The following is a 23812-nucleotide window of genomic DNA, read 5'->3' as shown; positions in this document are numbered from 1 at the left end:
CCTATTTTGTTTACTCGCCGCCGCCAAAGCCCGGTCGGGCACCACCAGGCCCCTTCTGAAGGAAGAAGGCCGGAATAACGCCGGCCAGGGCAAAGCCGGCCATTACTATAAAGATGTCATCTATGCCCCGCACGAAGGCCGCCCGCGACACCAGCCCCGCTAGGTAGGTGATTGCCAGGCTTTTAACCTGGGCTGCCGGCATCCCGCCCCCCAGGTAAGCATCAACCCGCTGGAAAAATGTGACAACAGCCGGATTGTCCGCCGTCACCTGGCTGGCTAGCTGCATGGTGTGCAGGGCCGTACGGTGGTTTAAAATCGAGGTCAGGATGGCTATCCCAAAAGAGCCCGACACCCGGTTGATAATATTGGTCATGGCCGAAGCCCGGCCCACCAGCTCGGGCGGCAGCCCCGCCAGGGCCGCCGTCTGGGCCGGCATGGAGGCAAAGGACATGCTTACGCTACGCAGGATCAGCCAGGTAATGATGACCCTGTCGGGGGTAACAATATCTAAGAAGTGAAAGAGATAGGTAGTTATAGCCAGCACTACCAGCCCTGTCACCGCCATCAGACGAGGGCCGATGCGGTCGTAAAGGCGGCCGGTTACCGGCATCATCAGCGCCGAGACCAGGGCACCGGGCATAGACAACAGGCCTGTCTCCATAGCCCCCAGGCCGCGGATGGTCTGGAGAAAAAGGGGAACATAAAAGATGCCCCCAAACAGGCCGATGGTGGTCACCACCACCATGAGATTGGCTAGGGTAAAGGCCGGATAGCGGAACACCCGCAGGTCCAGCAGGGGATTAGGACAGGTAAGCTCCAGGTACACAAAAAGTCCCAGGGAAACGGCGCTGGTGTAAAACAGGAGGACAGTGGCTTCCGAGGTCCAGCCCCAGTCCGCTCCCTTGCTCAAGGCTAACAGGAGGGTAAAAAGTCCTACCGCCGCGGTGACAGCCCCGCCGATATCCAGGCTACCCGCCCCGGTAGCCGGAAAGTCGGGCAGGAGGACCAGGGAAAGCAGCACCCCCAGCACCCCGATAGGCAGGTTGATGGTAAAGATCCAGCGCCAGTCAACATACTCCACCAGGTAGCCGCCCAGGGTCGGCCCGATGGCCGGAGCTACAAAGAGGGCGATCCCCAGCACCCCCATGGCGCTGCCGATCCTGTCGCGGGGCACCATGCGGTAAATCATGGCCATAGTGGTGGGCATGATCAAGCCGCCGCCCAGGGCCTGGACCACCCGGGCCGCGATGAGGGAATCGATGTTCCAGCTCAAAGCACACAAAAGAGAACCGAAGGTGAAGATGACCAGGGCGAGGATGTACAGCTTTTTAAAGCCCAGCCTGTCCCCCAGCCAGCCGCTTAAGGGGACGACGACCCCCAGCGCCAGCATGTAAATGGTGACCACCCATTCGACCGTGCTGGTATCGGTGTTAAAAACGTGCATGATGGTGGGGATGGCCACGTTGACGATGCTGGAATCCAGGATGGACATAAAAGCCCCGATGAGGGCCACCAGGACGGGGACAACCCAGGAGTCCTGCCGTCCATGGCCGGTTACCGGCAGGTCTGCTCCCGCCCCGGCCTGTTCCCGCTCACGCCCGGCCATGACTTTCCCCTTCTTCCCGTTCCAGGTATTGATTAAGCGCTTCTAGATCAGCCACCAATCGCCGCCTGCAGTCTTCCGGCAGGGCATTAAAGATACGCCTCAGTTCGCCTTCAAGGGCTGCCGCCAGCCGGTCCATCAATTCTGCCAGGGCAGGAGTACCCCGCACCAGGATGCCGCGGCGGTCCCCCGGGTCCGGCACCCGCTCCAGGAGCCCCCGGGCCACCAGGCGGTCCAGGACGCCGGTAAAGGTGCTGGGCGGGATGCCGGTGTGCCCGGCCAGCTCCGTCACCCGCAAAGAACCCCGTTTCTGCACTTTCCAGAGGACCAGGATCTCCGTCCCGGAAAAACCTTCCGCCTGGAACAGCGGCGCCAGCCGCCGCACCAGCCGCCGGTACACCCGGCTGAAAAGCTCTAAAAGCTGGATCTCCTGCAATCCCACCACCTGCTTTGAAATCGAATATTACGATATCGAAGTAATAACGATAAAAATAATAGCACCACCATGGTGCCCTGTCAACTGTTACCGCTCTACCCGTGGGTCCAGGCTGAAACCGGCACCTCCAAGGTCATTGTCTCTCTTCATCGCTCATAAACTACCAGCCCTTTTGCAGCCTCAGCATAAACTAACCCTCGTAACGTCCGGTGTCTTTCTATTTTTTTCTGAAGTTTCTATAAGTATATCTACAGCAGCAGGAACATCAACCAGGTTTTTATAGATTCTGTTGATTCTTTATCTGATGCTACCAAATCTCTAGCGCAGCAGTCAACCAGAAAATGTAAAGGCCGCGCCTTTTCGTTGGTACGGCCTCAAACCAGCCGGGATTGCCCCGGCGGGGCATCGCAGTATTTACGTTGCAATTCATCCGGCTAACGAATCATCCTCTGTACCAATAGTGGAAATAAAAAGCAGGCTATATAGTAGCCGTCTTCGGTAGCTCTACCTCCACAGTTAAAGGGGGCTTTCCCAATTTTTTAGATGCATTAAGAATCTCCAGGCCTACCAGCTTGCCTTCTTCATCGATGTCCAACAATACACCCTGGGATATTTCTTCAGTTTCATAAATAGAGTTGTCATTAAAACGAATATATACGGCGTCAGCATCTGGATCATAACGAAACTTCATGATTTATCGCCTCCGTACTTTTTAATTTTTGACGTTTTATATGCGGTTAAAACCACTTGTGTATCTCCCGATAATTTTATGGCAACCCTGAGCAGGTATTCTTTCCCCAGTTCCTTATAAATTTTCTGGTAGATTAAAACATCCTGTCCTTGCGGTATTATTTGTTCCGGATTACGTACTGTCTCATTCACCAGCTGTTTAGGGATTTTCCTTTCTATTAGCTGCTTTTCAGCATGGAAGGTAAATCTAAGCTTCAAGGGTTCCTTCCTCCTGGATGCCGCAGAAGAAGTCTTCGCCGCCAAGGGCAAAGACGAGAATTTAATTAAAGTTTACACCGGAAAAAGCCGGCTAGCAAGGGTTTACCTTTTGAATGAAGACCTTACCTGCCCCGTGGTACTGTTTTTGTTTTGCGTAGTTAAAGTAACTAAAAAATTTGTAAAACCCTGTTTCAAGCCATTAGAGGGAAGGAACTGGTAAATAAGGTAGACCGTTGGTCCAGGACGGTCTTATTTCGTGTTTGACATCGTATACGCCAGGCTATATAGATAGTAGATAGGTAACTAACTAGTTAGTATACAAAATTATGCTAACTAACATAAAACAAAGCCAGCCCGGAAGTCACACGCACTTAAGCAATGCAAAGAGGTGACCACTGTGAACGCTTTAACCCGCATCAAACTCCAAAAAACGGCAGTAACCGTCTTACTGGCAGGTATCTTCACCGCTGCCGTCTTTATCTTTCACAACTACTTTTACAAGCAACAAATGGCAATCGTCGAAGAGCGCGACAGCCTCACCGCCACCGGCACCATAGAAGCCAGGACAGCCGTGGCGGCCTTTAAAATACCCGGCAGGATCGAAACCATTCTCGTCGACGAGGGCGCCAGGGTGGAGCAGGGCCAGGAGCTGGCCCGCCTGGACAGCAGCGAGCTCAATGCCAAGCTGGCCCAGGCCGAAGGGGCCTATGCCGCCGCCCAGGGGCAGGTAAACCAGGCCAGCCACAACGTAACCTTACAGAGCCAGCAAATTGAAGCCAAGATCAAGCAGGCCGAGGCAGGTGTCGCCGCAGCCGAGGTGGGCGTAAAAGACGCCCAGGACCAGTTGAACAACGCCAAAGACCTGTACGACCGCCTCCGCCTGCTGCACGAGCAGGGCGCTGTGGACGACCGCAAGCTGGAAGAAGCCAAAATCGGTTACGAGCGCGCCCAAAACGCCTATAACGTCGCGCAAAAGAAGCTGCAGGAGGCCCGGGCCCTCCTCGAGCAGGCAATATCAGCGCGCACAGGGATAGCGGTAGCCCAGGCCCAGCTAGAAGCTGCCGCCGGCCAGGCCAAACAGGCTGGCGGTGCGGTAGAGGAAGCAAAAGCCTACCTAGCCGATGCCGTTTTAAAAGCCCCCATAGCCGGCTTCATCACCCAGAAATACCTCGAGCAGGGCGAAATGGTAAACGCCGGGACGCCTGTCTTTGAAATCACCGATTTGCTCCATACCTACGTCAAAGTTTACATAAGCGAAAAGAAGATCGGCCGCGTCCACCTCGACCAGGAGGCGGAGGTAACGGTAGACGCCTTCCCGGGCAAAACCTTTAAAGGCAAGGTGGTGTGGATCAACGACGCCGGCGAGTTTGCCGTCAAAAAGGCGATTAATGATCAGTACGAGCACGACATCCGCAGCTTCGAGGTTAAAATCGACGTCCCCAACCCGGACCTGGTCTTAAAGACCGGCATGACGGCCAGGGTAAAGATCCTGGAAGGGGAGCAGCAGTAAATGGAGATAATAGTTGCCGTTAAAGACCTGACGCAGAAAATCGGCCCAAAAACCGTCCTGGACGGCCTGAATCTGGAAGTGGCCGCGGGCGAATGCCTGGGCATCTTCGGCATGAAGGGCAGCGGCAAGACGGCTCTCCTCCACATCCTGGCCGGCATCGACAGGTTCAATTCCGGAAAAGTAGAGATAGCCGGGATGGATATCCGCAGGAACGAGAAGTTTAAAAGATACCTGGGACTGGTCACCCAGGAGCGCAGCCTTTTCCAGGATTTGAACGCCGCGGAAAACCTCGACTTTATCGCCGCGCTGAAAAACGCCGACCGGGACAATATCGACCGGCTGATTGAGCGGCTGGAGCTGAGCGAGATTTTAAATCAACCCGTCGGCAACATGGAAGTGGGACCATACCAGCGCCTGGCCCTGGCCTGCGCCCTCCTCAATAAACCCCGCGTGCTCATCGCCGACGAGCTCATCGGCGCCATCGACCTGGATTCGCGCCGCATCATCTTGCGGGAGTTAGATAACTTTCTTGCCGGAGGCGGGACCTGTATCTGGGCTTTCAGCAACGCCGAGTTTATGCACCACGTCCACCGGGTCGGCTGGCTGGAGAAGGGTAAAATCACCTTCTACCCGCCCGCCGAAGCCCTGATGCGGTGGAACGCCCGGCTCCAGTCCCTCACCGGGCAGGGCGGTGACGGCGATGTTTAGACAGTGCCTGGCCATTATGCGGCGCGAGGTGTTTTACCTCTGGCGCGACAGGGGCTTGCGTTATATCCTTTTCTGCGGCTCTCTACTGGGGCTGCTGCTCTTTTACGCCGTCTACAGCGCCCAGGTATTAAAAGACATCCCCACCGCGGTCGTCGACCTGGACAACTCCGCCGCCAGCCGCGAGCTGGTGGACAAGATAGGAAAGGCGGAATATTTAAAGCTAGTCGCCTCGGTCACGAGTTACGACGACTTGCAGGAGTTAATCAAGCAGGGGAAAGCCGTCGTGGGCGTCGTCATCCCCGAGAACTACGGCAGGAATCTGGCCCTAGGCCGGCAGGTGCGGGTGCTGGCAGTTATCGACGGGAGCAACATGATCTATGCCACCAACGCCTCCGCGGCCTTGCTGACCGTCACCCGCACCCTCAGCGCCCAGGCCGGCGTCAGCGCCCTGGTGGCCCGGGGAGTCCAATTGCAGCAAGCCAAAGAAGCCTACCAGACCATCGACATCAGCGAGGAAGCATGGTTCAACCCGGCCCTCAACTACGCCTATTTCCTGGTCCTGGCCCTGGCTTTAAACATCTGGCAGCAGTGCTGCACCCTGGCGGCGTGCCTGAACGTCATCGGCGAAAGAGGGATGAAAAGCTGGCTGCAGATCAAGGCTTGCGGCATTTCCAAATTTAGATTCTTCGCCAGCAAATCGATAGCCCAGATATTTATTTTTATGGCCGTCGTCTTGCCCATCTATGTCCTGGCCTTCGGCGTCTTTAAGATGCCCCTTAACTTCAGCTGGGCGGCCCTTCTCTTCTTCACCCTGGCTTTTGCTGTAGCCGTCCACAGCATCGGCACCCTGGCCTCCAGCTTCGCCCATAACGCCGTTAATGCCGCCAGGTTCGGCATGATTATCGCCCTGCCTTCCTTTGTGTTGTCGGGCTACACCTGGCCCCTGGAGGCCATGCCGGTTTACCTGCAGAAGATTGCCTGGATACTGCCCCAGACGTGGTTCTTCCAAGGGATAAACTACTTCGCCTTCAAAAACGCAGGGTGGAATTTGATGTCCCATTATATACTAGCCATGCTGGCCGTCGCCGCCTTTTGCTATGGAGCAGCTGCTATCTTTATCGCGCGGAGTTAGGAGGAAGAGGCTCATGCGGCAGATCCTCAGCATCGCCCACTACGAAATGCTCCACATCTTCAAAGAGAAAATCCTCTTTCTAATGGTCTTCCTCGTTCCCCTCGGCTACGCCGCCCTTTTCGGCGCCGCCTATGTCACCGCCGTCCTTAACAATGTGCCTATAGCCATCGTCGACCTGGATGACTCAAAACTCAGCCGGGAAATAGCCGCCGCCTTCGCCAACAGCCCTCACTTCAAGGTCGTCGACGACATAAAGACTTATCCTGAGCTCCAGGAGGGGATGAAAAACGGCCGGGTGCGGGCCGGCGTGGTCATCCCGGAACACTTTGAGCAGGACATATCCCGGCACACCTTGACCAGGGTACTTGCCATTTACGACGGCTCCAATTTAATCTGGGGGTACAATACCCGCAAGTACATCCGCGAGGTGTTTAACGAGTTCAGCGCTAGCAGCACGGCCTCCTATCTAGCGGGCATGGGCTATACTAAAAACGAGATCCGCGCCATTATGGACACGGTCTCCCTGAACACCGAAGTCTGGTACAACCCCACTTTTAGCTATACCAACTTTTTATATATGGGGTTAATCATGATTATCCTGCACCAGATCGGCCTCCTCAGCGTCATCCTGACCGTAACACGGGAGAAAGAGCGCCGGACCTGGCTGCAGTACTTAAGCACTCCTGTGCCAGCGTGGAAAATCTTCGCCGGCAAGGCCCTCCCTTATTTCGTCGCCGGCTTTTTCAATTATGCCCTCCTGCTTTGGTTCGCCTCCCGCTTCGTCCACGTAAAGATCGGCGGCTCCCCGACCCTGCTTATCCTGCTCGGCCTGCTCTACGACTTGATCATCACCGCTGCCGGTTTTTTCATTTCCACCCGCGCACCCAACTCCCTGCAGGTTACCAGGTACGTGATGCTTTTGTCCGTCCCCTTCTTTATGATATCCGGCTTTACCTGGCCCTGGACCCATATACCGGCTTTTATCAATTACCTGGCCCGGCTGCTGCCCTCCACCTGGATGATGCTGGGCTTCCGGCAGGTCGCGCTGAAGGAGCTTGATATGAGCTATGTCCTGCCGCACATCCGGGCCTTAGGCCTGATGGCCCTCCTGGCGGTGCTGGCTGCCGTCACTTTTCCCAAGCGGCTCAACCCGCCCCCGGAAAGCGGGACGGCGATAAACAGCGGCCCCTCGTATCCCGCCCGCTGGAAATAAACCCGGAACCCTGGCTGGACCGGAAAAAATGGGGTAAAATTTATTTTGTAAACCTAACAGGCAAGGCGTGAGCAAGGGATGGAAAGGAGAGCAAAAGGCAGCCGGGAACGCATCCTGGCTGCCGCCGAAGAAGTCTTTGCCGCCAAAGGCATAGATGGCGCGCGGGTGGATGAAATCGCCGCCCTGGCGCGGGTAAATAAACGCATGCTCTATCATTACTTCAACAGCAAAGAAGAACTGTATACTTACGTCCTCAAGGTGAATTTCGAAAAAAGCCTCGCCGCCGGGAAAAAGGCCTTCCGCGAGAAGGGGGACTTGAAGCATCAGGTCGCGGCGGCCATCCGCAATTACTTTTATTTCCTGGCCGCCAACCCCAACTACCCTCGTCTCATGGCCTGGGAGGCCCTTCAGGGAGGTAAGTACGCCCGTAAAGTTTTACCGGAGGTGTGGGAACAGGGGCTGCCCACCCTCAGGGCCATCCTCGCCGAAGGCATTTCCCGGGGCGTCTTCCGTCCCGATCTGGACCTCAAACAGGTGCTGGCCAGCATCACCACCCTCTGCTCCGGCTATTTCACCAACAGGGACATCCTGGCCATCCTCTGGGAAGAGGACCCCTTATGCCCCGGCAATATGGAAAAGATGCTCAAGCATATTACCGATCTGATATTAAGCCACATCGTTGCATGAGCCGCTCTAAAGGCTTCTTCGCATCTCCGCTGGCGTGATATAATATTTTAGTAATGGCTAAAAGAAATGGTCAGAAAAAGCGGACGGTTCCGCTTCCAGCTAATTTTTTCCCAAGAAGGGTGATGCAAATGGGATTGGATGCAGATAAAATAAACGCCAGTGAGAAAATGGTTAAAAGACTTGTTCTGAAAACTTTACTCGCCAAGGTAGAAGAAATAAACCGTAATGTTGAAGAACTTAAAAAAAGCCTTGGCTACTTTGAAAGGAAATATGGGATGAGTACCGAAGCATTTTATCAGGCCTTTGTTCAAGGTAGTCTGGATGATAATATGGATTTTTTTGAGTGGAAAGCAACAAAAGATATGCTAGATGAACTAAAAATAGAAAAAGAAGCCTTGCTCGGGGTATTAAAATGATCCAGGAATACTTCGACTTCCTAAAGAAAATCGCCATCACATTTGCTTTAACACAGGAATTTCGACTTATTAAGGAAGTGATTGCTCTTAATAGAGGTTTCATCAGGTTTATCAGGCCGCATCATATGCACGAAGAGGATCAAATTAAACCCTCTATAGAACCCACGTTAACTGAAATTTTAAAGATAATAGAGAATAACTTCTAGCTTCCCCACCTTTGCAGGCAGGCTTCTAAAAGACTAGGCGTCGGACTCTCCCATCCGATGGCTGATACCAAAACATTCGTATCAAAAACGACCTTTTTCAACTGTTACGCACCTTAAGGATGTTGCTCTCGTGACATCCTGTTCCAGGTTGGCTTTTTTTACTGCTTCCTTGATATTTTTCAACGCCTTACTTATTGTTTGCGCGGCATTGGCAGCCGATTACTTTTGTAATTGTTTATATTTTTCGCAGCTCAATAAGACAGCTTTTTCCTTCATAAAGTTCACCTCAAGCTCAATCTTAATGTTGAAATGCATAATTATCAATAAAATTTCAGGACCCTCCCAGCAGGAAATAGCGCCCGGAAATAGTGAGCCTTAAAAATAAAACCGGTAGCATTTAGCTATCGGTTTCTTGTGAACACGAAAATAGTCCTTTCCAATTTTCATTATTTGTTGTTCCCATTTAATTTCCTGTTCCCATGCCACTACTACCTGCTGCCACAGCTGCTGAACTACCGCCAGAAGCCGACCAGGCCCAGGGCTGCCAGAAGGCTTTTACCGCCAGCTCGTGCTGTATAGTGAGACTGAGCAATTGCTGCCGGGCCTGCGCCAGGGAAGCCTCAGCTGCCAGCACGTCTGCCTGGGTACCAATACCGACATCATAACGTAATTTGGCCAGGCGCAATGCTTCTTCGGCAGTAGCAACACTCTTTTGTGCTGCTTCATATCCAGCTTCGAGGTCTTTAACAGTATAGTAAAGCTTTAAAACCGCCTGCTGCAATTTATCTCCGGTAATGGTAACAGCGAGATTAGCATTCTTCAGGTTATACCTATCTACGTCGGCGCTGTTCTGCATGGCAAAAGTATCTTTAATTAACTGCACCTGCTGCTGGGCCTTCCATAAGTCGGGGCTGGCACTGACAATTTGCTCAATGGTGCTATTAAGATCTGTTACCTCCAGGGGCTGGTAAGTTGCATCATTGCTTAAGGCTGGGGTGCTGCCCCGGGGCAATCCTACCAGCTGGGCCAGATTGGCATAATCTCTGGCAAGGGTATCCTGGGCCTGGGCCAGTTTGGCCCTTTCGCTTACAACAGCCGCCCGCAGTTGATTAACATTGAAGGCCGTATCCATACCCGCCTGCCAGCGAGCTTCAGCATCCCGCAGGTTACGCTCCTTACTGGCCAGGCTCTGCTCTAAATAATTTACCTGGGCCTGGTCCTGGAGGACGTTGAAATACGCCTGGTAGACGCTCGCCTTTACACTTTCAACTTTCGTATCATAATCTTTCTGGGCCGCTCTCCAGTCATAATCGGTCTTGAAAACCGCGCCCTGGGGGTCTTTCCCCGTAGGTACGCTGACATAAAGGCCGTTGCCTAAATAGGTGTTTATAAGCACCGCATTATTGGCATCCCAGGCTTCATCGCGCAGCTTTTTATTTTTATCAATGGTGTTCCTGGCTACCTGAAGCTCGCTGCTGTGCTTCAGGGCCATATCGACTGCCTGCTGCAACGTCAACGTATCCGGCACAGCCGTTTCTGCCCGCGCGGGAAGTGTAAAAGCTGAAAAAAATAAACTTATTACCACAGCACCGCTTAAAAACAAGCGGCTGTATTTTCTTGATAAAGCTTTATTAATAAAGCTCATAATTTCCCCTCCAACTGGGGTGGCGAAATAGTGAGAGCCCGGGTTCAGGGCGAACCCGGGCCCGGGAAAAATATAGGTTTTACTGCAGGTTCATGGTCACAGTTTGGGTGGCGTCGTCATAGCCGACGCTAGCGCCCAGGGCCTGGGCGATGAACCGGAAGGGCAGCATGGTGCGGCCGCTGACCACTTCAGGAGCAACGTCCATGGTCAGGCTGATGCCGTTGACCTTCAGGACTTTGCTGCCGACGGTCAGCTGGACGGCAGTAGTACCCTTCAGCACGGTCACGGTCTGAGTGGCTTCATCCCAGAAGATGTTCTCCGGATTTACACCCAGGGCGTAGGCCACGTAGCGAACGGGCAGGTAGGTCCGGCCGTCTTTTACGTAGGCAGCTACGTCCATGGTGTACTGGGTACCGTTGACGGTATAGGTGGTGCTCCCGATTACGAAGGAAGCGGAACGGGCAGTGGCAGACACAACAGTAGCATTGGAAACGGTGGCTAAAGTCTTGGTGTCATTCCATGCGCTGCCACTTGCACCATAAATCTTAGCTACAACATCACCGTCAAAAGCTAAACGCCCTACGTTGTACTTGATATTGTAAATCTTAATTTCACTGGCAATACCGCTAGCATTATTAACAGGAATTACTAATTTTCCTCCATCAAGATAAGCAGTACCTAAACTAATATTACCGCTCGTAACTTTAACAGAAGGCGTTCCATCAAAGCTGATTCCTTCAGGCAATTCAACAACTAAGTCGCCATCAGTCGGGATAACACCATCGCCTGCTTCTTTAATGAAAATATCAGCTACGGGTTGACTATTCTTTAGAGCATTGATTTGTGTTTTTTCAGCCGTTACGATAAGGGGTCTCTTAAATTGGCCAATTACGGCAGTTCCACTGGCGCCAGCAGTGCCGCTTACAGTGACTACAATGTCACCTTCAGCAACGTCGCCCGCCGCTTTGATATCGAAGTGATCAATCTTAGCTTCATCCGGTGTGTTAGCCGTTACATAATAAGCGCTCTTATTGTCGTTGTAAAGAGTAAAGTTATTACCGTCAATTTGAGGAGGTGTATTAAACTTACCAGCACTCAATTCCAACACGATAGTCTTATTATCAGCAAAATCGTTACCATCATTTGTCTTAAGTTTGAAGCTGGCATCTAAAAGTTTAGTTTTTCCAGCGTAGACAGTACCATCGTTGTCCTTCAGGTCTTCAATATAAGCACTCTTATTACCGACAGTAGCAACAGTTACCGTGGTTTTATCGATATTGCTGTCAGCAGTCTTGCTGTAAATTGTAATTTTAATATCTCCGCTTACTGAAGGCGGAACATTCAAGGAAGACTTAAACACAACTTTACCAGGAAGCACTCCTGAGGCTCCAGTAAGTTGGAAGTACGCTTCCTTTTTATCACTAGTTAGCTCTGCAGTGGTAGGCCCACTAACATAAGCATAGGTAAGTTGAGGATTACTTGCAAATGTAACATCTGTAGTTTCAATTCGAGCATAAACTAATTCAGAGGCAGATAAAGCACCTGGGGCACTTTCTTGAATTGTAATATCAGCAGCTTGCTTTCCATTGCCCTGTTCGACTGTTTTGGGAGTACCGGCAGTAATAGACACTGCTTTTGACTGAACCTTAGCGATGGTAACATTACCACTTTCAACCCAAACAATGCTATTGCCTTGAACCGCCGTAAGTTCTACTTCCGCTTGAATTGCGCCGCTTACATCAGACTCGATATCCAAGCTCGCATTAGGATTATTAAACTTAAATGTTACATACTCTTTATTATTGGATGTGAAATTGCTGTTAGGTATATAAACAGTAAACGAGTTGTCAGAACTATCTATAAAAGTATATGTGCTCCCTGCAACGCTTACATAATCAGACAAATTAGGAGAGGTTGCCTCAGGCTTTTTATTATACGTAACACCTGAAGGTAATGTTACTTTGGCATATATACCATCAATAACATTTGCATCCCATGTATTAACATCTTTTTCCGTTGCCGTTGCAGTGCCTGCTGTTTTCGCTTCTCCGGTTGTAACATATTGGTAACCGCTTGAGAAATCAGTATAAGTAGTATCCGCCGCCGCTGTTCCGGCAAACGGTACCATCAAACCCACCAGCATGGCCAGGGTGAGCAGGATGGAAATCCATTTCTTCCTGGTTTTTAACAACTAGTTTCCCTCCTTGATTTTTTGCCCTTAGGGCTACTTGCTGTTCGTTCTCGGCCCGGGCGGCCTATCTACCCTTTGCTTCCCTCCTTCGCTCTAGTTTCGCATGCCTTGCTGCGACTTAAAGCTGCAACTGCTACTGCGGTACAGGCAACTATACCCAGGTGAGGAATATCCTGCGTGCCCGCCCAGTATCGCTACTTGTTTGGACGGGTTTTCCTCACCCAACCAGTTTATTAGACACCCCACCGCGGCAAAAAGTTCCCGGTGGGCGTAAAAATTTTTGTTATGGCTGGAGACGAAATAAGGGACCGCAAGGTCCCTTATTTCTACCGGCCTGCAACGCCGGGGTGCTTATCCATTTGAACGGCCGGGGCGGAAGGGCCAGTACCTATAGCGACAGCGGCCTTCTTGCCAACTATAAAGTAGAGTAGAGGAATGACAACAAGGGTTAAGAGCGTTGCTACCAGGGTGCCAAAAATAAGGGATATCGCCAGCCCCTGGAATATAGGATCGAACAAAATAACAAAACTCCCGACCATGACAGCAGCTGCTGTTAACAGTATAGGTTTAGCCCGGACGATGCCGGCTTCAATTACGGCGTCTTGTAAAGGTATGCCTTCCTCAACCCGCTGTTTGGCAAACTCAACAAGTAATATCGAATTGCGGACGATTATACCGGCTAAGGCAATAAAACCGATCATGGAAGTTGCTGTAAAGAAGGCTTGCATCAGCATATGCCCGGGTATGATACCTATTAAAGTTAAAGGTATGGGCGACATAATCACCAGCGGTACGACAAAGGACTGGAACCAGCCGACAATCAACAAATACATCACAATTATGCCGACCATAAAGGCCAGGCCTAAATCGCGGAATACCTCGTAAGTAATCTGCCATTCCCCGTCCCACTTCAGGCTTACCCCTTTCTCGTCTTCCGGTTGACGGGTAAGGTATATTTTTACAGGTCGGCCGTCGCTGGAAGTAAGGGATTTTATTTGATCGCGAACCGCCAGCATGGCATATACCGGGCTCTCCTCTTTTCCCGCCACATCGGCTACCACGTAAATGACCCGCTGCAAATTCTTATGGTCGATGGTTTTATCGGCCAGGCCTTTTTCTAACTCGACCAGCTCGGCTAAGGATACAAGCTGGCCGCCGGGAGCCTGTACCTTATAAGACAGCAGGTTCGCCATATCAGAGCGCTCGGCCCTGGGAGCCCTGACTATTACTTTGGCCCCTTCCAGTCTGCCTGACTGGTCCATGGTGCCGACCTCATAACCGCTCAAAAGTAAGCGTATGGTACGGACAATTTGATCTTCAGTCACGCCGCTTGCCCGCGCTTTATCCTTAATGTTAAAACGGTACTCAGTCTGGTCATCATTAACAAACCAGTCAACGTCCACTACCCCGGGGGTATTCTTAAGGATTTCCATTACTTTACGTGCCACCGCGACCTGGTCACGGCTATTTTCACCATAAATCTCAGCCACCAGCGTCGATAGCACAGGCGGGCCGGGGGGTACTTCCGCTACTTTTACGTTGGCTCCGTATTGCGCCGCAATCTTTTGGAGCGCCGGGCGGATTTCTTTGGCGATATCATGGCTTTGTTTACGGCGCAAGTGCTTGGGTAATAAGTTTACCTGGATATCGGCGTAATTGCTCCCTTCCCGCAGGTAATAGTGCCGCACCAGGCCGTTAAAATTAAAAGGAGCGGGAATGCCAACGTATAATTGATAATTGGTTACCTCGTTGACAGTTTTGAGATAGTCACCGATAGCCAGGGCTACCTTGCTGGTTTGCTCCAGGGTTGTACCCTCGGGCATGTCAACTACAATTTCAAATTCGCTTTTGTTATCAAAGGGTAACATTTTAAAAGTAACCATCTTGCTTCCAATCAAGCCAAAGCATAGCAACAGCAAGAAAACTACCCCGCCCAAAAAGAAATTTCTTTTCCAGGTGTTCTCCAGGAGGGTATTCATCATCACTGAATACCTGCTGGCAAGAAGTGAGGTGGCGACCGCCGGTTGGCCGCAACTCTCGCTATGTTGCCGGCGTAAGAGACGGAACGCCGCCCACGGGGTTACAATAAAAGCTACCAGTAAAGAAAAAAACATGGCTACGGAAGCGTTAATTGGAATCGGGCTCATATAGGGACCCATCAAACCGCTGACAAAGGCCATAGGTAAAAGGACGGCAATTACCGTAAAGGTTGCCAGGATGGTCGGGTTACCGACTTCATCGACAGCTGAAACCGCCGTTTCTATATCGCTGCATTTTTTCATGGTGAACCAGCGGTGAATATTTTCGATCACGACAATAGCGTCATCAACTAAAATGCCGATGGCAAAGATTAAAGCGAAAAGGGTAACCCGGTTTAAGGTGTAGCCAAACATCCGGCTTAAAAATAAAGCAATAGCCAGGGTAACCGGGACAGCCACGGCAACTATTATTCCCGCCCGTATTCCCAGGGTTATACTGATAAGTATAGTGACTGAAAGGGTAGCTATTAGCAGGTGCTTGATTAATTCGTTAGATTTTTCGGCTGCCGTTTCACCATAATTCCTGGTAACTGTGACCTCTACTCCTGCGGGAATGACCTCTCCTTGCAACTTGTGAACCTTGTCAATAACTTCTTCGGCAACTTTAACCGCGTTGGTGCCTTTCTTTTTGCTTATCGAAATGGTTACCGCCGGGTATACTCCTTTTTCCTCCGCCTGGGACCCCGTGCCAAAAAATACATAACTATCGACTTCCTGGGGGCCTGCCTTAATGGTGGCCACATCCCTTAAATAAACCGGTTTTCCATCTGCCATTGTAATTAAAAGGTTGGCTATCTCTTCTTCATTGCGGAAAAAATGACCTGTTTTAACCTGGATTTCATTGTTATTACCATTAAAACTGCCGCTGCCTAAAGAAACATTCGCCTGCTGCAACGCCCTCGATACTGCCAGCGGGGAGAGACCGTAGGCGGCCAGCCTGCTGGCATCCAGGTATACATTGACCTGCTCGGAGCGGCCGCCGTAAATTTTGGTGTCGGCCACATTTTCAATTTTCTTTAATTCATCCTCCAAGACCAGGGCAATTTTCCTTAACTGGTAATCATTGAACTCTTTGCTCCATAGAGTAAAGGTTACAATTGGGACATCGTCGATGGATTTTAGTTTAATTAGAGGTTGCGTAACCCCCGGTGGCAGGCGATCTAAATTGGCAAATATCTTGTTGTATAATTTAACCAGGCTGGCTTCCGGGTCGGACCCCACCTTAAAGCGAACCGTCACCAGGGCCATTTCTGCCCGCGACGTTGAATATACATATTCCACGCCCTCGATTTCCCACATGAGCTTTTCCAGGGGTTTAGTAACTTTTGTTTCTACTTCCTCTACTCGTGAGCCGGGGGCGGCTACCATAATGTCTACCATCGGCACTTTTATCTGGGGTTCTTCTTCCCGGGGAGTAACTAAAACGGCCATCGTGCCCATTAAAAGGGCAGCAATAATTAGCAGGGGTGTTAACCTGGAATTAATGAACTTCCGGGCTATCTGGCCGGCCAGGCTATATTGTTTCATTAGTGATAATCCACCTCCACCTGCATGCCATCTGCCAGGCTTTCCGCTCCTTTAATGACAACACTCTCCCCGGGGTTTACCCCGGATAAAATTTCGATGCCGTCTTTTAATTTTTTACCCGGTTCTACGTAACGCAGGTGGGCCGTCCCTTCAGCATCGACAATATATACCCCGGAAAAATCATACTTTTTGATGATGGCCTCTTCGGGTAGCACAATACCCTTTTTGAGCCCGGCAGGCAGATATACCCTGGCAAACATCCCCGGTTTGGCGCCGTTTTTTTCCGGCAAGTCGATTTTAATCTTAAATGTCCTGGACACAGGATCAACGGCGGGGTTTATTTCCGCAACCCTGCCAGTAATCTCTTGCCCCAGGGTATCTACTTTAATTTTTAAAGGATCGCCGAGATGAATATCCTGCAGGTATTTTTCATTCACGGCCGCTTCCACCCTCCAGGGCGGCCTATCAACAATCAAGAGGGGCTGTCCCGGCCCCACCAGGTCGCCTTCTTCGGCCAGTTTTTGGACAACATAACCGTCAAAAGGAGCGTTTATAGCGGCATAGCTTAATTGAATGGCCATTGCCTCGACACTTGCCTGGGCCTCTTTTACTTTGGCCATAGCCTGTTCCCGCTGGGCCAGCAGGGCCTGTTCCTGGGCTTCTAAGCGCTCCATTTGCGCCTTCGTTGCCTTGAAACGCTCAGTAGCGTTATCAAAATCTTGAGTAGTGGCTGCGCCCGCCTGGAAAAGCTTTTTTATTCGTTCATAAGTGCTTTGGGCGTTAGCCAGGCTGGCCTCCGCAGCCTTCTTAGCCGCGGCTATGTCTTCTAAAGCGGCTTCTGCTGCGTTTACAGCCTTTAAAGCTTGTTCCAGGCCGGCCCTGGCCTGGTCGCTGTGGGCCACAATCTCGCGCTGGTCCAGGCTCACCAGCAACTGGCCACTATGGAAGCTATCTCCTTCGCGGACATAAATCTTCTCTACATGAGCCATTATTTTAGATGCCAGTTTAACCCTTTCCTGGGGAATTACAGTAGCGGTAACATGGGAAGCTTCTGTAATGGTCTGTTCTTTTACCTTGATTGCTGTTACTTTAATTTTTTCCTGGCCTGCCTCATCTTTTTTTATATCAGCATGGTCTTTTTTCCAGACAGCGGCGACCGCTACCAGGATAGCCACAACTGCGATAATAACCAGGAACTTTGTCTTCCCCCTCATAAAATGTCCTCACCTTTTCCCCTTAATTAAATTTGATTTTATTATGCTGATGCGATAGTTCGCTGTTAATGGCTTTTTGCGAAATATAAAAGATTAATAATGTAGCTTACATATTGCAAGCTACATCATCGTAAACAATTGGTTCTGCCGGTTTATTTATCAAACTGCTTTATATCCTTACCGGTAAGCCATTTGAATGCCGCCACACTGGCGTAATGGGCTGCCTTTAAAGAATTTAGAGCTGTCGTTGCTTCAACAGCCTGTGCCTCTAACTTGAGGAGTTGCTCCCGGGTAATTACCCCTACTTCATACTGCACCTTCCCGGTGCGGACATTTTCCTCAGCAGCGGCAACTCCTTTCTGGGCTGCAACAATTTGCTCTTCCAGGTTTAATATGTCGCGGTACGCTTTCCTTACCTGCTCGCGTACGGCATCCTCGGCACTGAGCCGGGCAAAATTGACTGAGTAGACATCATGTTTTTCCACGTCGTAATCTTTAACAGCAGTACCGTTAGGTCCATAGGTAAAGGGATAATCCAGGTCCCAGTTTTCAATGTCGGTTTTCCGCCGCAACAGCCAGACGTCATAATTTGTATCTACCGCCCTCTCTGCTTCCACCTCTACATCCTGGATATCCATTTTTCTATAATCGGGAACAATAACCTCGTAACGTTTACTTAATTCAACGCCCATGAGCCTGTTTAAGGCTTCATAGGCTTTTTCCAGGTTCTGCCGGGCAACTTCCAAACTCTTTTGTGCATTTTCTGCCTGGGCCTCTATACCGCTTAAATTCGCTTGAGTCGCCATGCCTACGGCTACCATAGCCTGCATATTTTTTAGCGATACTGTGTCCCTGCTGGCAATAATCTCTGCTCTTTTTAAATTTTCCTGGGCGGTAACAACATCCATATATTTACTTATAATATCAAGGGCCAGTTTGCGTCTTGCCTCTTCCAGTTCCCTTTTTTTAATGCGCCAGTTGATATCTACGTTTAACAAGCTGGTCCACATGCTTTGAGCTTCCGCAGTGACTGCTCCTACTCCGGGAGCAGGAGCATAATTTACATCATCGGCCACATCTTTTCGCTGTTCCCATAACCGCTCCACCTGTTCTTGAATCGACTTTAAATCGTTACTATTTTTTAGCGCGGTATCTATAGCCTCATCTACAGTCAGGGTTTCCTGGCCATAGGCGCTACCAGATGGTACGAGTAAGCTCATTATAAGCAGAATAATAAAGACTGGCAGCCATTTTTTCCCGGGTTGGTACATTATGTTATCCCTCATGTTATCCCTCCACAATATACAGGAGACGGGACCGTTAAAAGCGGCCCCGTCCCAGCACCATATGCAACGCTACAGGGTCATGGTTACCGTCCGGGTGGCTTCGTCCCAGTCAACCTGGGCACCGAAGGCCTGGGCAACCCAGCGGAAGGGCACCATGATCCGGCCGTTGACCACCTCGGTAGGTACGTCCATGGTAATGGGGGCACCATTGATGGACATGATCATGCTGCCAGGAATTACCTGGACAACCCGGCCGTTGCCGATAAAGGTTGCTGTCCTACCGTCCCAGAGGATATTCTCGGGAGTAATCCCCAGGGCGTAGGCGGCATAGCGCATGGGCAGGTAGGTCCGGCCGTTCTTCGTATAAGCAACTACGTCCATGGTGCTCTGCACGTCATTGACAGTGTAAGTGTTGCTGCCAATTACGAAGCTAGCTGTCTTCTTACCAGTTTCACCGGGCACCGGATTGACAACCTTGGCGATGAGCGCCTTGGCCGCTGTGGAGGTCTTCGGGAAGATCTTGTAGTCGCTTCCTACTACGAAGGCCTCTTTTCCGGCCACCTTAAGGGTTGTACCATCATACTCGTATTCCTTCTGCACTTCTGTCTTATCGTTCACTTCGGCCACAGCAGGACCCTGGACCTTGGCGATGACATCACCGTCGGGAACACTCCGGTCGGCAACAATTTTGATGCCGCTGATTTTGATAGTGCTGGCTACTGAACTCTTAGTATCAACCGGGATTACCAGCTGGTTATCATCGGTATTGCTGGCGCCGACGGTGCGAATATCTCCGGACAGGAATTTAATGTTACCTTCAACAACCTCTACTTTCGGCGCAGCAACAAACTTTACTCCTTCCGGCAGGTCGATGATTAAATCCTTATCATCGTCAATAGCACCGGCGTATTTTTCTTTCACAAGCAAATCCCCGACTTCCGTTACTTCACCGGCTTTAACCTCGGTGGTTGCGGAAGCTTCCATAGTTACGGGGGACTCAACTTTGGCCACCACCACACTGCCACTGACCCCAGCCGTACCGCTGGCCTCAATCACCAGGTCTCCGCTCGAACCGGGCTCCAGAGCAACTTCCATGTCCTCAAGCACCAGTTCAGCGCCTTCGCTCGTCGATTTACCCCTGACTATCCACTTGGCATCGCGCCCGTCGGTGCCGGGGAAGCCGGCAAACTCCAGGCTCACGCCCTTATCGCTGTCCTCATCGATCTTGTGCCACTTGGCGTTGGCGGGCAGAGTCAGGATAATGGTCCTTCCCTCCACCAGGCTGCCGGCGATGGATTCTTTAATCACGACCTTGCCAATCCTGGCGTCGATCTGGCCGGAATACAGCAGCGGCGCATCCATAGCTTCCAGGGTCGATTCATATTGGCCGTACTCGGCAATGGTCAACTCGCTGGGTGTTAAGTCGCTCTTGCTGCCGGTAGTAGAGATAATTACATCTCCCCGCTGGGCGTCCTGCTCATCTACTACCGCTATATTGATCTTAATCTCGAAGGCGGTTTCCTTGTAGGTTCCGTCGCGGCCATCCGCTGTCTCCAGGACCCAACCCCCGTCAGGAGTACCGTCATTGTTGATGTCCTTCTGGGGGTCCCATACCTTGAGATTTACTTTTAACTCGTCATCATTAAAACCAGTAAATTCTAAACCGATGGCAGGCTGAGCTGGATCAGCCGGCTTATTGGAAGTATCGCTTAATGTGCCGGTTGTATAAACAATCTGGTCGCCCCACAGGCGGGTTACCGTCAGCCCGTCGCCGATCCACTCAAAATCAGAGGGTAGCTTAAACTTCAGCGATTCGCTGCCGCTATCCAGAGCGCTGGGCTTTTTCTCGGTAACACGGATCTTAATTGGATCATCGATGGTGTTGTCGCTGAAGGACGGGATGTTAGTCGCCGCCAGCTCTACCTTGTTAGCTCCGGTGACCACGCGGCCGACTACCACGCTGCCGGTGGGGAAACCAGAACCGCTGGAAGTAGTGGCGGTCAATTTAATGTCGCCATCAAAGCCGCTATCTACATAAACGCGCGGGAATTCGAGTTTAATTATGGAAGCGTCGGTAGGCTCGGTACCATTCATTGGCTGCGGTGTGCCTACTACAGTGAGTTTGAATTCTTCATCGCTGACCTGACTTAAGGCAATATCGGTAATTTGGGTAAGTTCGTTGATCTTGCCGGCCAGCGAATAGGGGACAAACGCTTTGACCGTAATATTGCCGGCGCTATCTTTTAAATACGCATACCCACTAACAGTATCATAACCGCTAATGCTGCCGATCACGAAATCACTGGGAAACATTAGGTTAACCGAATCGCCCTGCTTCAAGGTCCCTCCGTCAATTTCCACGACTACGCTGCCCAGTTCCTGCCACACACCGTCCAGGACGCTGGGCACCGTGAGGGCACGGTACTCGCTGGCGGCCAGAGCGCTCCCCGCACCCAAGGGGAACAGGGTAACCAGCATGGTTAGTACCAACAACACTGAAATGAGTTTACCACGCTTCTTAAGATCTCTCGCCATTCTTTACCCTCCCAATAGTTTGAAGTTGCTCTTCTCCGGGACCGCTGCTTCAGGCCCGGCGGCGCTTCCAGCGCCTTACCTTTAGCCTCGCCTTCTCCTGCTCTTTGCTTTTACCTCACAGATATTTCCCAACTGCTCCTCAGGCAACACGGCCCCGCTGGTTATACTGCCTTTTCCCACGAGGCCACCCCCGGGACCAGGAGATCCCCAGGGACACCTTTTTGCTTCTCCTGGTGCCTATCTTGCTCCGTTAATGACACTACTGGCACTCCACGGGTTATAATACCGGCCAGGGAAGCTTTTAGCAGTCAGGATAGCATCCCCCCTTTCACAGGTTTCTCCCCCGCCTTCGGCGCTTGAAACTCTGGCAGGAAGGTGTTTTTCTTAACAACCTTCCCGCTAACTGGTTATCCAAAATCATTACCTATCTGGCCATAAGCCATATGTTTACGATTTCGTGACCGGCCTCCAGCGATTCTTTTTCTAATGCTTTCAGCTGTTGCTGCAGCATTTTAAGCATGCCGGCGCTGGCATTTGCCTTCTCCTTTTGCCCAGCCAGCAGTTGATATTCGGCCAGCTTCCTGTTGTACTCCGCTGTGATGTCATTTGTCTCCTGATGGCGCTCCAGTTCTTCCCCCAGGGCAGCTACTTCCTCGACCAGCTTGCCTGCTGCTTGCACCGGTACTACCAGGCGAAGAATAGTCTCTTCGTTTTGCCATACCCACACCACCTGTGGGGATTCCGCTCCTGCCTGCGTGGCCAGGGTTAATACCTTCTCTTGAACCGCTGGTAGGTTAGCTACCTTTAGCTTGAGCAGCGTACTGCGGCTATGCCTGGTATTGCTCAGGAAAACCCGGGCAGGCTGGCCTTCTTGTTTTTGAGACGCAGGTTGCGGGCTGGTTACTTCAGGCTGTTGCCCTGAGATTTGTCCCTTATTCACTTCTTGCTGGGGTTTAGCGAGTTCAGGGTTGGTTTTTTTCGTATCTACCTGTTGCGTTACCCTTCCTTCGTTTTTATCCTTAAGGGCAGCTGCCTTCCCGGCAGATCCTGTCTCCTTTGATGCCCTTCCACCATCTCCACGTTGTCCCGGTAAATTTGTTTCCTGGGTTTGTTCCCCTGGTGCCAGGGCTACCGCCGGGGGCTCTACTTGCGAGCTGTCCTGCCAGGCCACACTTCCATCCGTTGCGCCCCCCGGCCTTTCCTTGTAGGCCAGGAACACGGTGCCTCCGGCCAGTACCGCCACTGCCGCCGCTGCCGCCAGATGTCTCATCCAGGCAGGCCTCCGTAGCGCAGCATTCGCTTCCCGCTGCCGGGCCTGCTGCTCTATCCTGGCCATGACCGCCGCGCTGAAACCCGGCGGTGCCTTAACCTGCCTGTATATTTCCTGCAGCCCCGCGGATATTTTCCTCAGGGCTTCCAGTTCTTCACGGCAGGCGGGACAAACGGCAAGGTGCTTTTCTATCGCGTCTCTTTCTTTAACCCCCACTTCATTGTCAAAGTAGGGGGAAAGCAAGCGCCGGGCCTGCCGGCAGTTCATAGCAGTCATCCCTCCTCCTCCAGCCGTTCCGACTTTTTTTGCTCCCGGAGCTACATGCGGTCTCTTCCACCGGCCTTTCTGCATATTAACACGCATAACGAACCCGAAAGTTTCGCTCCGCCAGGAAAAAAATTTTTATAGCCCTCCATACCCTTAAGCCCTTAGAGATAGAATCCGGCCGCCGCTAACTTTTGTTTCAACCGCTGCCGGCAGCGGTTCAACTGGGACTTGAGGCCCGCCTCAGAGTTTTTCAAGATAACGGTAATTTCTTTATAGGAATAACCGTCAATCGCCCTTAATTTGAGCGCCACCCGGCAGTTTTCCGGGAGTTCGCCCATGGTACGCCACAGCGCCCTCCAGAACTCTTTCTTTTTTAATTCTTCTTCCGGATTGTTCCCTTCACTTGCTATTTCCCAGCTTATTCCGCCATCATCGGTACCCCCTCCGGCATCCAGGGAAAATATCTGTACCTTCTTGCGCCTTCTCCACCAGTCAATCCACAGATTAACACCAATTCTATGCACCCAGGCGTCAAACCCTCGCTCGTCATTAACGAAATTTGGCAGTGCTATGTACACTTTCAGCAAGATTTCCTGGGCCAGATCTTCAGCGTCGGCATGGTTGCCTGCCAGGGTGAAGGCCAGGGAGTAAATCTTCTCCTGGTAGGCTCTTACCAGCTCTTCAAAAGCGTACATATCCCCTTGCTGGACCCTGGCTATCAGGCCTTTGACTTCATCCATGGATAGACACCCTTAATCCGGTTCCTGCCTTTTTCGTTTTCTGCTTATAAACACGAAAAACGCCAGCAAAAGTTTCGGCCTGAAGAAATAAATTTTTTAACGAAGAGCAGGTTAATTTTTCGGAAATACTCTCCCGTCCTGATGGCAGAATAAAATGTGGTGTGCACCCTTACCGGGCATACAAAAAAGCACCCGCGCCAAACAGCCCGGGTGCATAGACAGCATGCCTTTACTATTTT

The 23812-nt window shown here is 51.3% G+C and carries 18 protein-coding genes; 6 read left to right on the top strand and 12 right to left on the bottom strand.

Features of this window, described 5'->3' with window-relative positions:
* Window positions 1–10 precede the first annotated feature (10 nt).
* The 4 genes from FLZ89_RS07500 to FLZ89_RS07485 form a co-directional block, all read right to left on the bottom strand.
* Complete coding sequence (locus FLZ89_RS07500) at window positions 11–1606, bottom strand: DHA2 family efflux MFS transporter permease subunit (protein ID WP_141304722.1); 1596 nt, start codon at window positions 1604–1606, stop codon at window positions 11–13.
* On the bottom strand, window positions 1593–2039 hold the full coding sequence (locus FLZ89_RS07495) for a MarR family winged helix-turn-helix transcriptional regulator (protein ID WP_141263253.1): 447 nt from the start codon (window positions 2037–2039) through the stop codon (window positions 1593–1595). Before FLZ89_RS07495 ends, FLZ89_RS07500 begins: the two co-directional genes overlap by 14 nt.
* 478 nt (window positions 2040–2517) lie before the next feature.
* Window positions 2518–2730 carry a DUF2283 domain-containing protein gene (locus FLZ89_RS07490; protein ID WP_141263255.1) on the bottom strand — a complete coding sequence of 71 codons (213 nt, stop codon included), beginning with the start codon at window positions 2728–2730 and terminating at the stop codon, window positions 2518–2520.
* Window positions 2727–2987 carry a DUF4258 domain-containing protein gene (locus FLZ89_RS07485; RefSeq protein ID WP_141263258.1) on the bottom strand — a complete coding sequence of 87 codons (261 nt, stop codon included), beginning with the start codon at window positions 2985–2987 and terminating at the stop codon, window positions 2727–2729. The genes FLZ89_RS07490 and FLZ89_RS07485 overlap by 4 nt, the downstream gene beginning before the upstream one ends.
* Before the next feature lie 397 nt (window positions 2988–3384).
* On the opposite strand from FLZ89_RS07485, the gene FLZ89_RS07480 reads away from it, so the two are divergent.
* The 6 genes from FLZ89_RS07480 to FLZ89_RS07455 all read left to right on the top strand — a co-directional run bounded on the left by FLZ89_RS07480 (window position 3385) and on the right by FLZ89_RS07455 (window position 8653).
* On the top strand, window positions 3385–4497 hold the full coding sequence (locus FLZ89_RS07480; RefSeq protein WP_141263260.1) for an HlyD family secretion protein: 1113 nt from the start codon (window positions 3385–3387) through the stop codon (window positions 4495–4497).
* Entirely contained in the window at window positions 4498–5205 is a 708-nt protein-coding gene (locus tag FLZ89_RS07475; RefSeq protein ID WP_141263262.1) for an ATP-binding cassette domain-containing protein, read from the top strand. It abuts the gene before it with no gap.
* Window positions 5198–6337, top strand: a complete 1140-nt coding sequence (locus FLZ89_RS07470) for an ABC transporter permease (RefSeq protein WP_141304721.1) — start codon at window positions 5198–5200, stop codon at window positions 6335–6337. The genes FLZ89_RS07475 and FLZ89_RS07470 overlap by 8 nt, the downstream gene beginning before the upstream one ends.
* Before the next feature lie 13 nt (window positions 6338–6350).
* Window positions 6351–7550, top strand: a complete 1200-nt coding sequence (locus FLZ89_RS07465; protein ID WP_141304720.1) for an ABC transporter permease — start codon at window positions 6351–6353, stop codon at window positions 7548–7550.
* Window positions 7551–7628: 78 nt separating this feature from the next.
* The gene (locus FLZ89_RS07460; RefSeq protein ID WP_141304719.1) at window positions 7629–8237 is read left to right on the top strand and encodes a TetR/AcrR family transcriptional regulator; all 609 of its coding nucleotides are present in this window, start codon (window positions 7629–7631) and stop codon (window positions 8235–8237) included.
* 53 nt (window positions 8238–8290) lie between these two features.
* A complete protein-coding gene (locus tag FLZ89_RS07455) occupies window positions 8291–8653 on the top strand; it encodes a hypothetical protein (RefSeq protein WP_141304718.1) in 363 nt (120 codons plus the stop codon).
* A 669-nt stretch (window positions 8654–9322) separates the two neighbouring features.
* On the opposite strand, the gene FLZ89_RS07440 is transcribed toward FLZ89_RS07455, so the two are convergent.
* The 8 genes from FLZ89_RS07440 to FLZ89_RS07405 form a co-directional block, all read right to left on the bottom strand.
* On the bottom strand, window positions 9323–10387 hold the full coding sequence (locus FLZ89_RS07440; RefSeq protein ID WP_172613495.1) for a TolC family protein: 1065 nt from the start codon (window positions 10385–10387) through the stop codon (window positions 9323–9325).
* A 196-nt stretch (window positions 10388–10583) separates the two neighbouring features.
* The gene (locus FLZ89_RS07435; protein ID WP_141304716.1) at window positions 10584–12695 is read right to left on the bottom strand and encodes a copper amine oxidase N-terminal domain-containing protein; all 2112 of its coding nucleotides are present in this window, start codon (window positions 12693–12695) and stop codon (window positions 10584–10586) included.
* A 326-nt stretch (window positions 12696–13021) separates the two neighbouring features.
* On the bottom strand, window positions 13022–16261 hold the full coding sequence (locus tag FLZ89_RS07430; protein WP_141304715.1) for an efflux RND transporter permease subunit: 3240 nt from the start codon (window positions 16259–16261) through the stop codon (window positions 13022–13024).
* Complete coding sequence (locus FLZ89_RS07425) at window positions 16261–17475, bottom strand: efflux RND transporter periplasmic adaptor subunit (RefSeq protein ID WP_141304714.1); 1215 nt, start codon at window positions 17473–17475, stop codon at window positions 16261–16263. The genes FLZ89_RS07430 and FLZ89_RS07425 overlap by 1 nt, the downstream gene beginning before the upstream one ends.
* A 152-nt stretch (window positions 17476–17627) precedes the next feature.
* Window positions 17628–18695, bottom strand: coding sequence for a TolC family protein (locus FLZ89_RS07420; protein ID WP_172613494.1), 1068 nt, complete (start codon window positions 18693–18695; stop codon window positions 17628–17630).
* Window positions 18696–18830: 135 nt separating this feature from the next.
* The gene (locus FLZ89_RS07415; protein WP_141304713.1) at window positions 18831–21296 is read right to left on the bottom strand and encodes a copper amine oxidase N-terminal domain-containing protein; all 2466 of its coding nucleotides are present in this window, start codon (window positions 21294–21296) and stop codon (window positions 18831–18833) included.
* 424 nt (window positions 21297–21720) lie between these two features.
* On the bottom strand, window positions 21721–22842 hold the full coding sequence (locus FLZ89_RS07410; RefSeq protein ID WP_172613493.1) for a zf-HC2 domain-containing protein: 1122 nt from the start codon (window positions 22840–22842) through the stop codon (window positions 21721–21723).
* 152 nt (window positions 22843–22994) lie between these two features.
* The gene (locus tag FLZ89_RS07405) at window positions 22995–23573 is read right to left on the bottom strand and encodes an RNA polymerase sigma factor (RefSeq protein ID WP_141263311.1); all 579 of its coding nucleotides are present in this window, start codon (window positions 23571–23573) and stop codon (window positions 22995–22997) included.
* Window positions 23574–23812 lie beyond the last annotated feature (239 nt).

The organism is Moorella sp. E306M, from assembly GCF_006538385.1.
GTDB lineage: Bacteria > Bacillota > DSM-521 > Neomoorellales > Neomoorellaceae > Neomoorella.
This window is presented reverse-complemented; position numbering and strand designations above follow the sequence as displayed.

What these genes read in the sequence shown, in the direction of transcription:
- FLZ89_RS07460 (WP_141304719.1), top strand. Translation starts at nt 7,629, where the DNA reads ATGGAAAGGAGAGCAAAAGGCAGCCGGGAACGCATCCTGGCTGCCGCC.
- FLZ89_RS07405 (WP_141263311.1), bottom strand. Translation starts at nt 23,573, where the DNA reads ATGGATGAAGTCAAAGGCCTGATAGCCAGGGTCCAGCAAGGGGATATG.
- FLZ89_RS07420 (WP_172613494.1), bottom strand. Translation starts at nt 18,695, where the DNA reads ATGAGCTTACTCGTACCATCTGGTAGCGCCTATGGCCAGGAAACCCTG.
- FLZ89_RS07500 (WP_141304722.1), bottom strand. Translation starts at nt 1,606, where the DNA reads ATGGCCGGGCGTGAGCGGGAACAGGCCGGGGCGGGAGCAGACCTGCCG.
- FLZ89_RS07490 (WP_141263255.1), bottom strand. Translation starts at nt 2,730, where the DNA reads ATGAAGTTTCGTTATGATCCAGATGCTGACGCCGTATATATTCGTTTT.
- FLZ89_RS07415 (WP_141304713.1), bottom strand. Translation starts at nt 21,296, where the DNA reads ATGGCGAGAGATCTTAAGAAGCGTGGTAAACTCATTTCAGTGTTGTTG.
- FLZ89_RS07430 (WP_141304715.1), bottom strand. Translation starts at nt 16,261, where the DNA reads ATGAAACAATATAGCCTGGCCGGCCAGATAGCCCGGAAGTTCATTAAT.
- FLZ89_RS07410 (WP_172613493.1), bottom strand. Translation starts at nt 22,842, where the DNA reads ATGACTGCTATGAACTGCCGGCAGGCCCGGCGCTTGCTTTCCCCCTAC.
- FLZ89_RS07425 (WP_141304714.1), bottom strand. Translation starts at nt 17,475, where the DNA reads ATGAGGGGGAAGACAAAGTTCCTGGTTATTATCGCAGTTGTGGCTATC.
- FLZ89_RS07470 (WP_141304721.1), top strand. Translation starts at nt 5,198, where the DNA reads ATGTTTAGACAGTGCCTGGCCATTATGCGGCGCGAGGTGTTTTACCTC.
- FLZ89_RS07475 (WP_141263262.1), top strand. Translation starts at nt 4,498, where the DNA reads ATGGAGATAATAGTTGCCGTTAAAGACCTGACGCAGAAAATCGGCCCA.
- FLZ89_RS07455 (WP_141304718.1), top strand. Translation starts at nt 8,291, where the DNA reads ATGGCTAAAAGAAATGGTCAGAAAAAGCGGACGGTTCCGCTTCCAGCT.
- FLZ89_RS07465 (WP_141304720.1), top strand. Translation starts at nt 6,351, where the DNA reads ATGCGGCAGATCCTCAGCATCGCCCACTACGAAATGCTCCACATCTTC.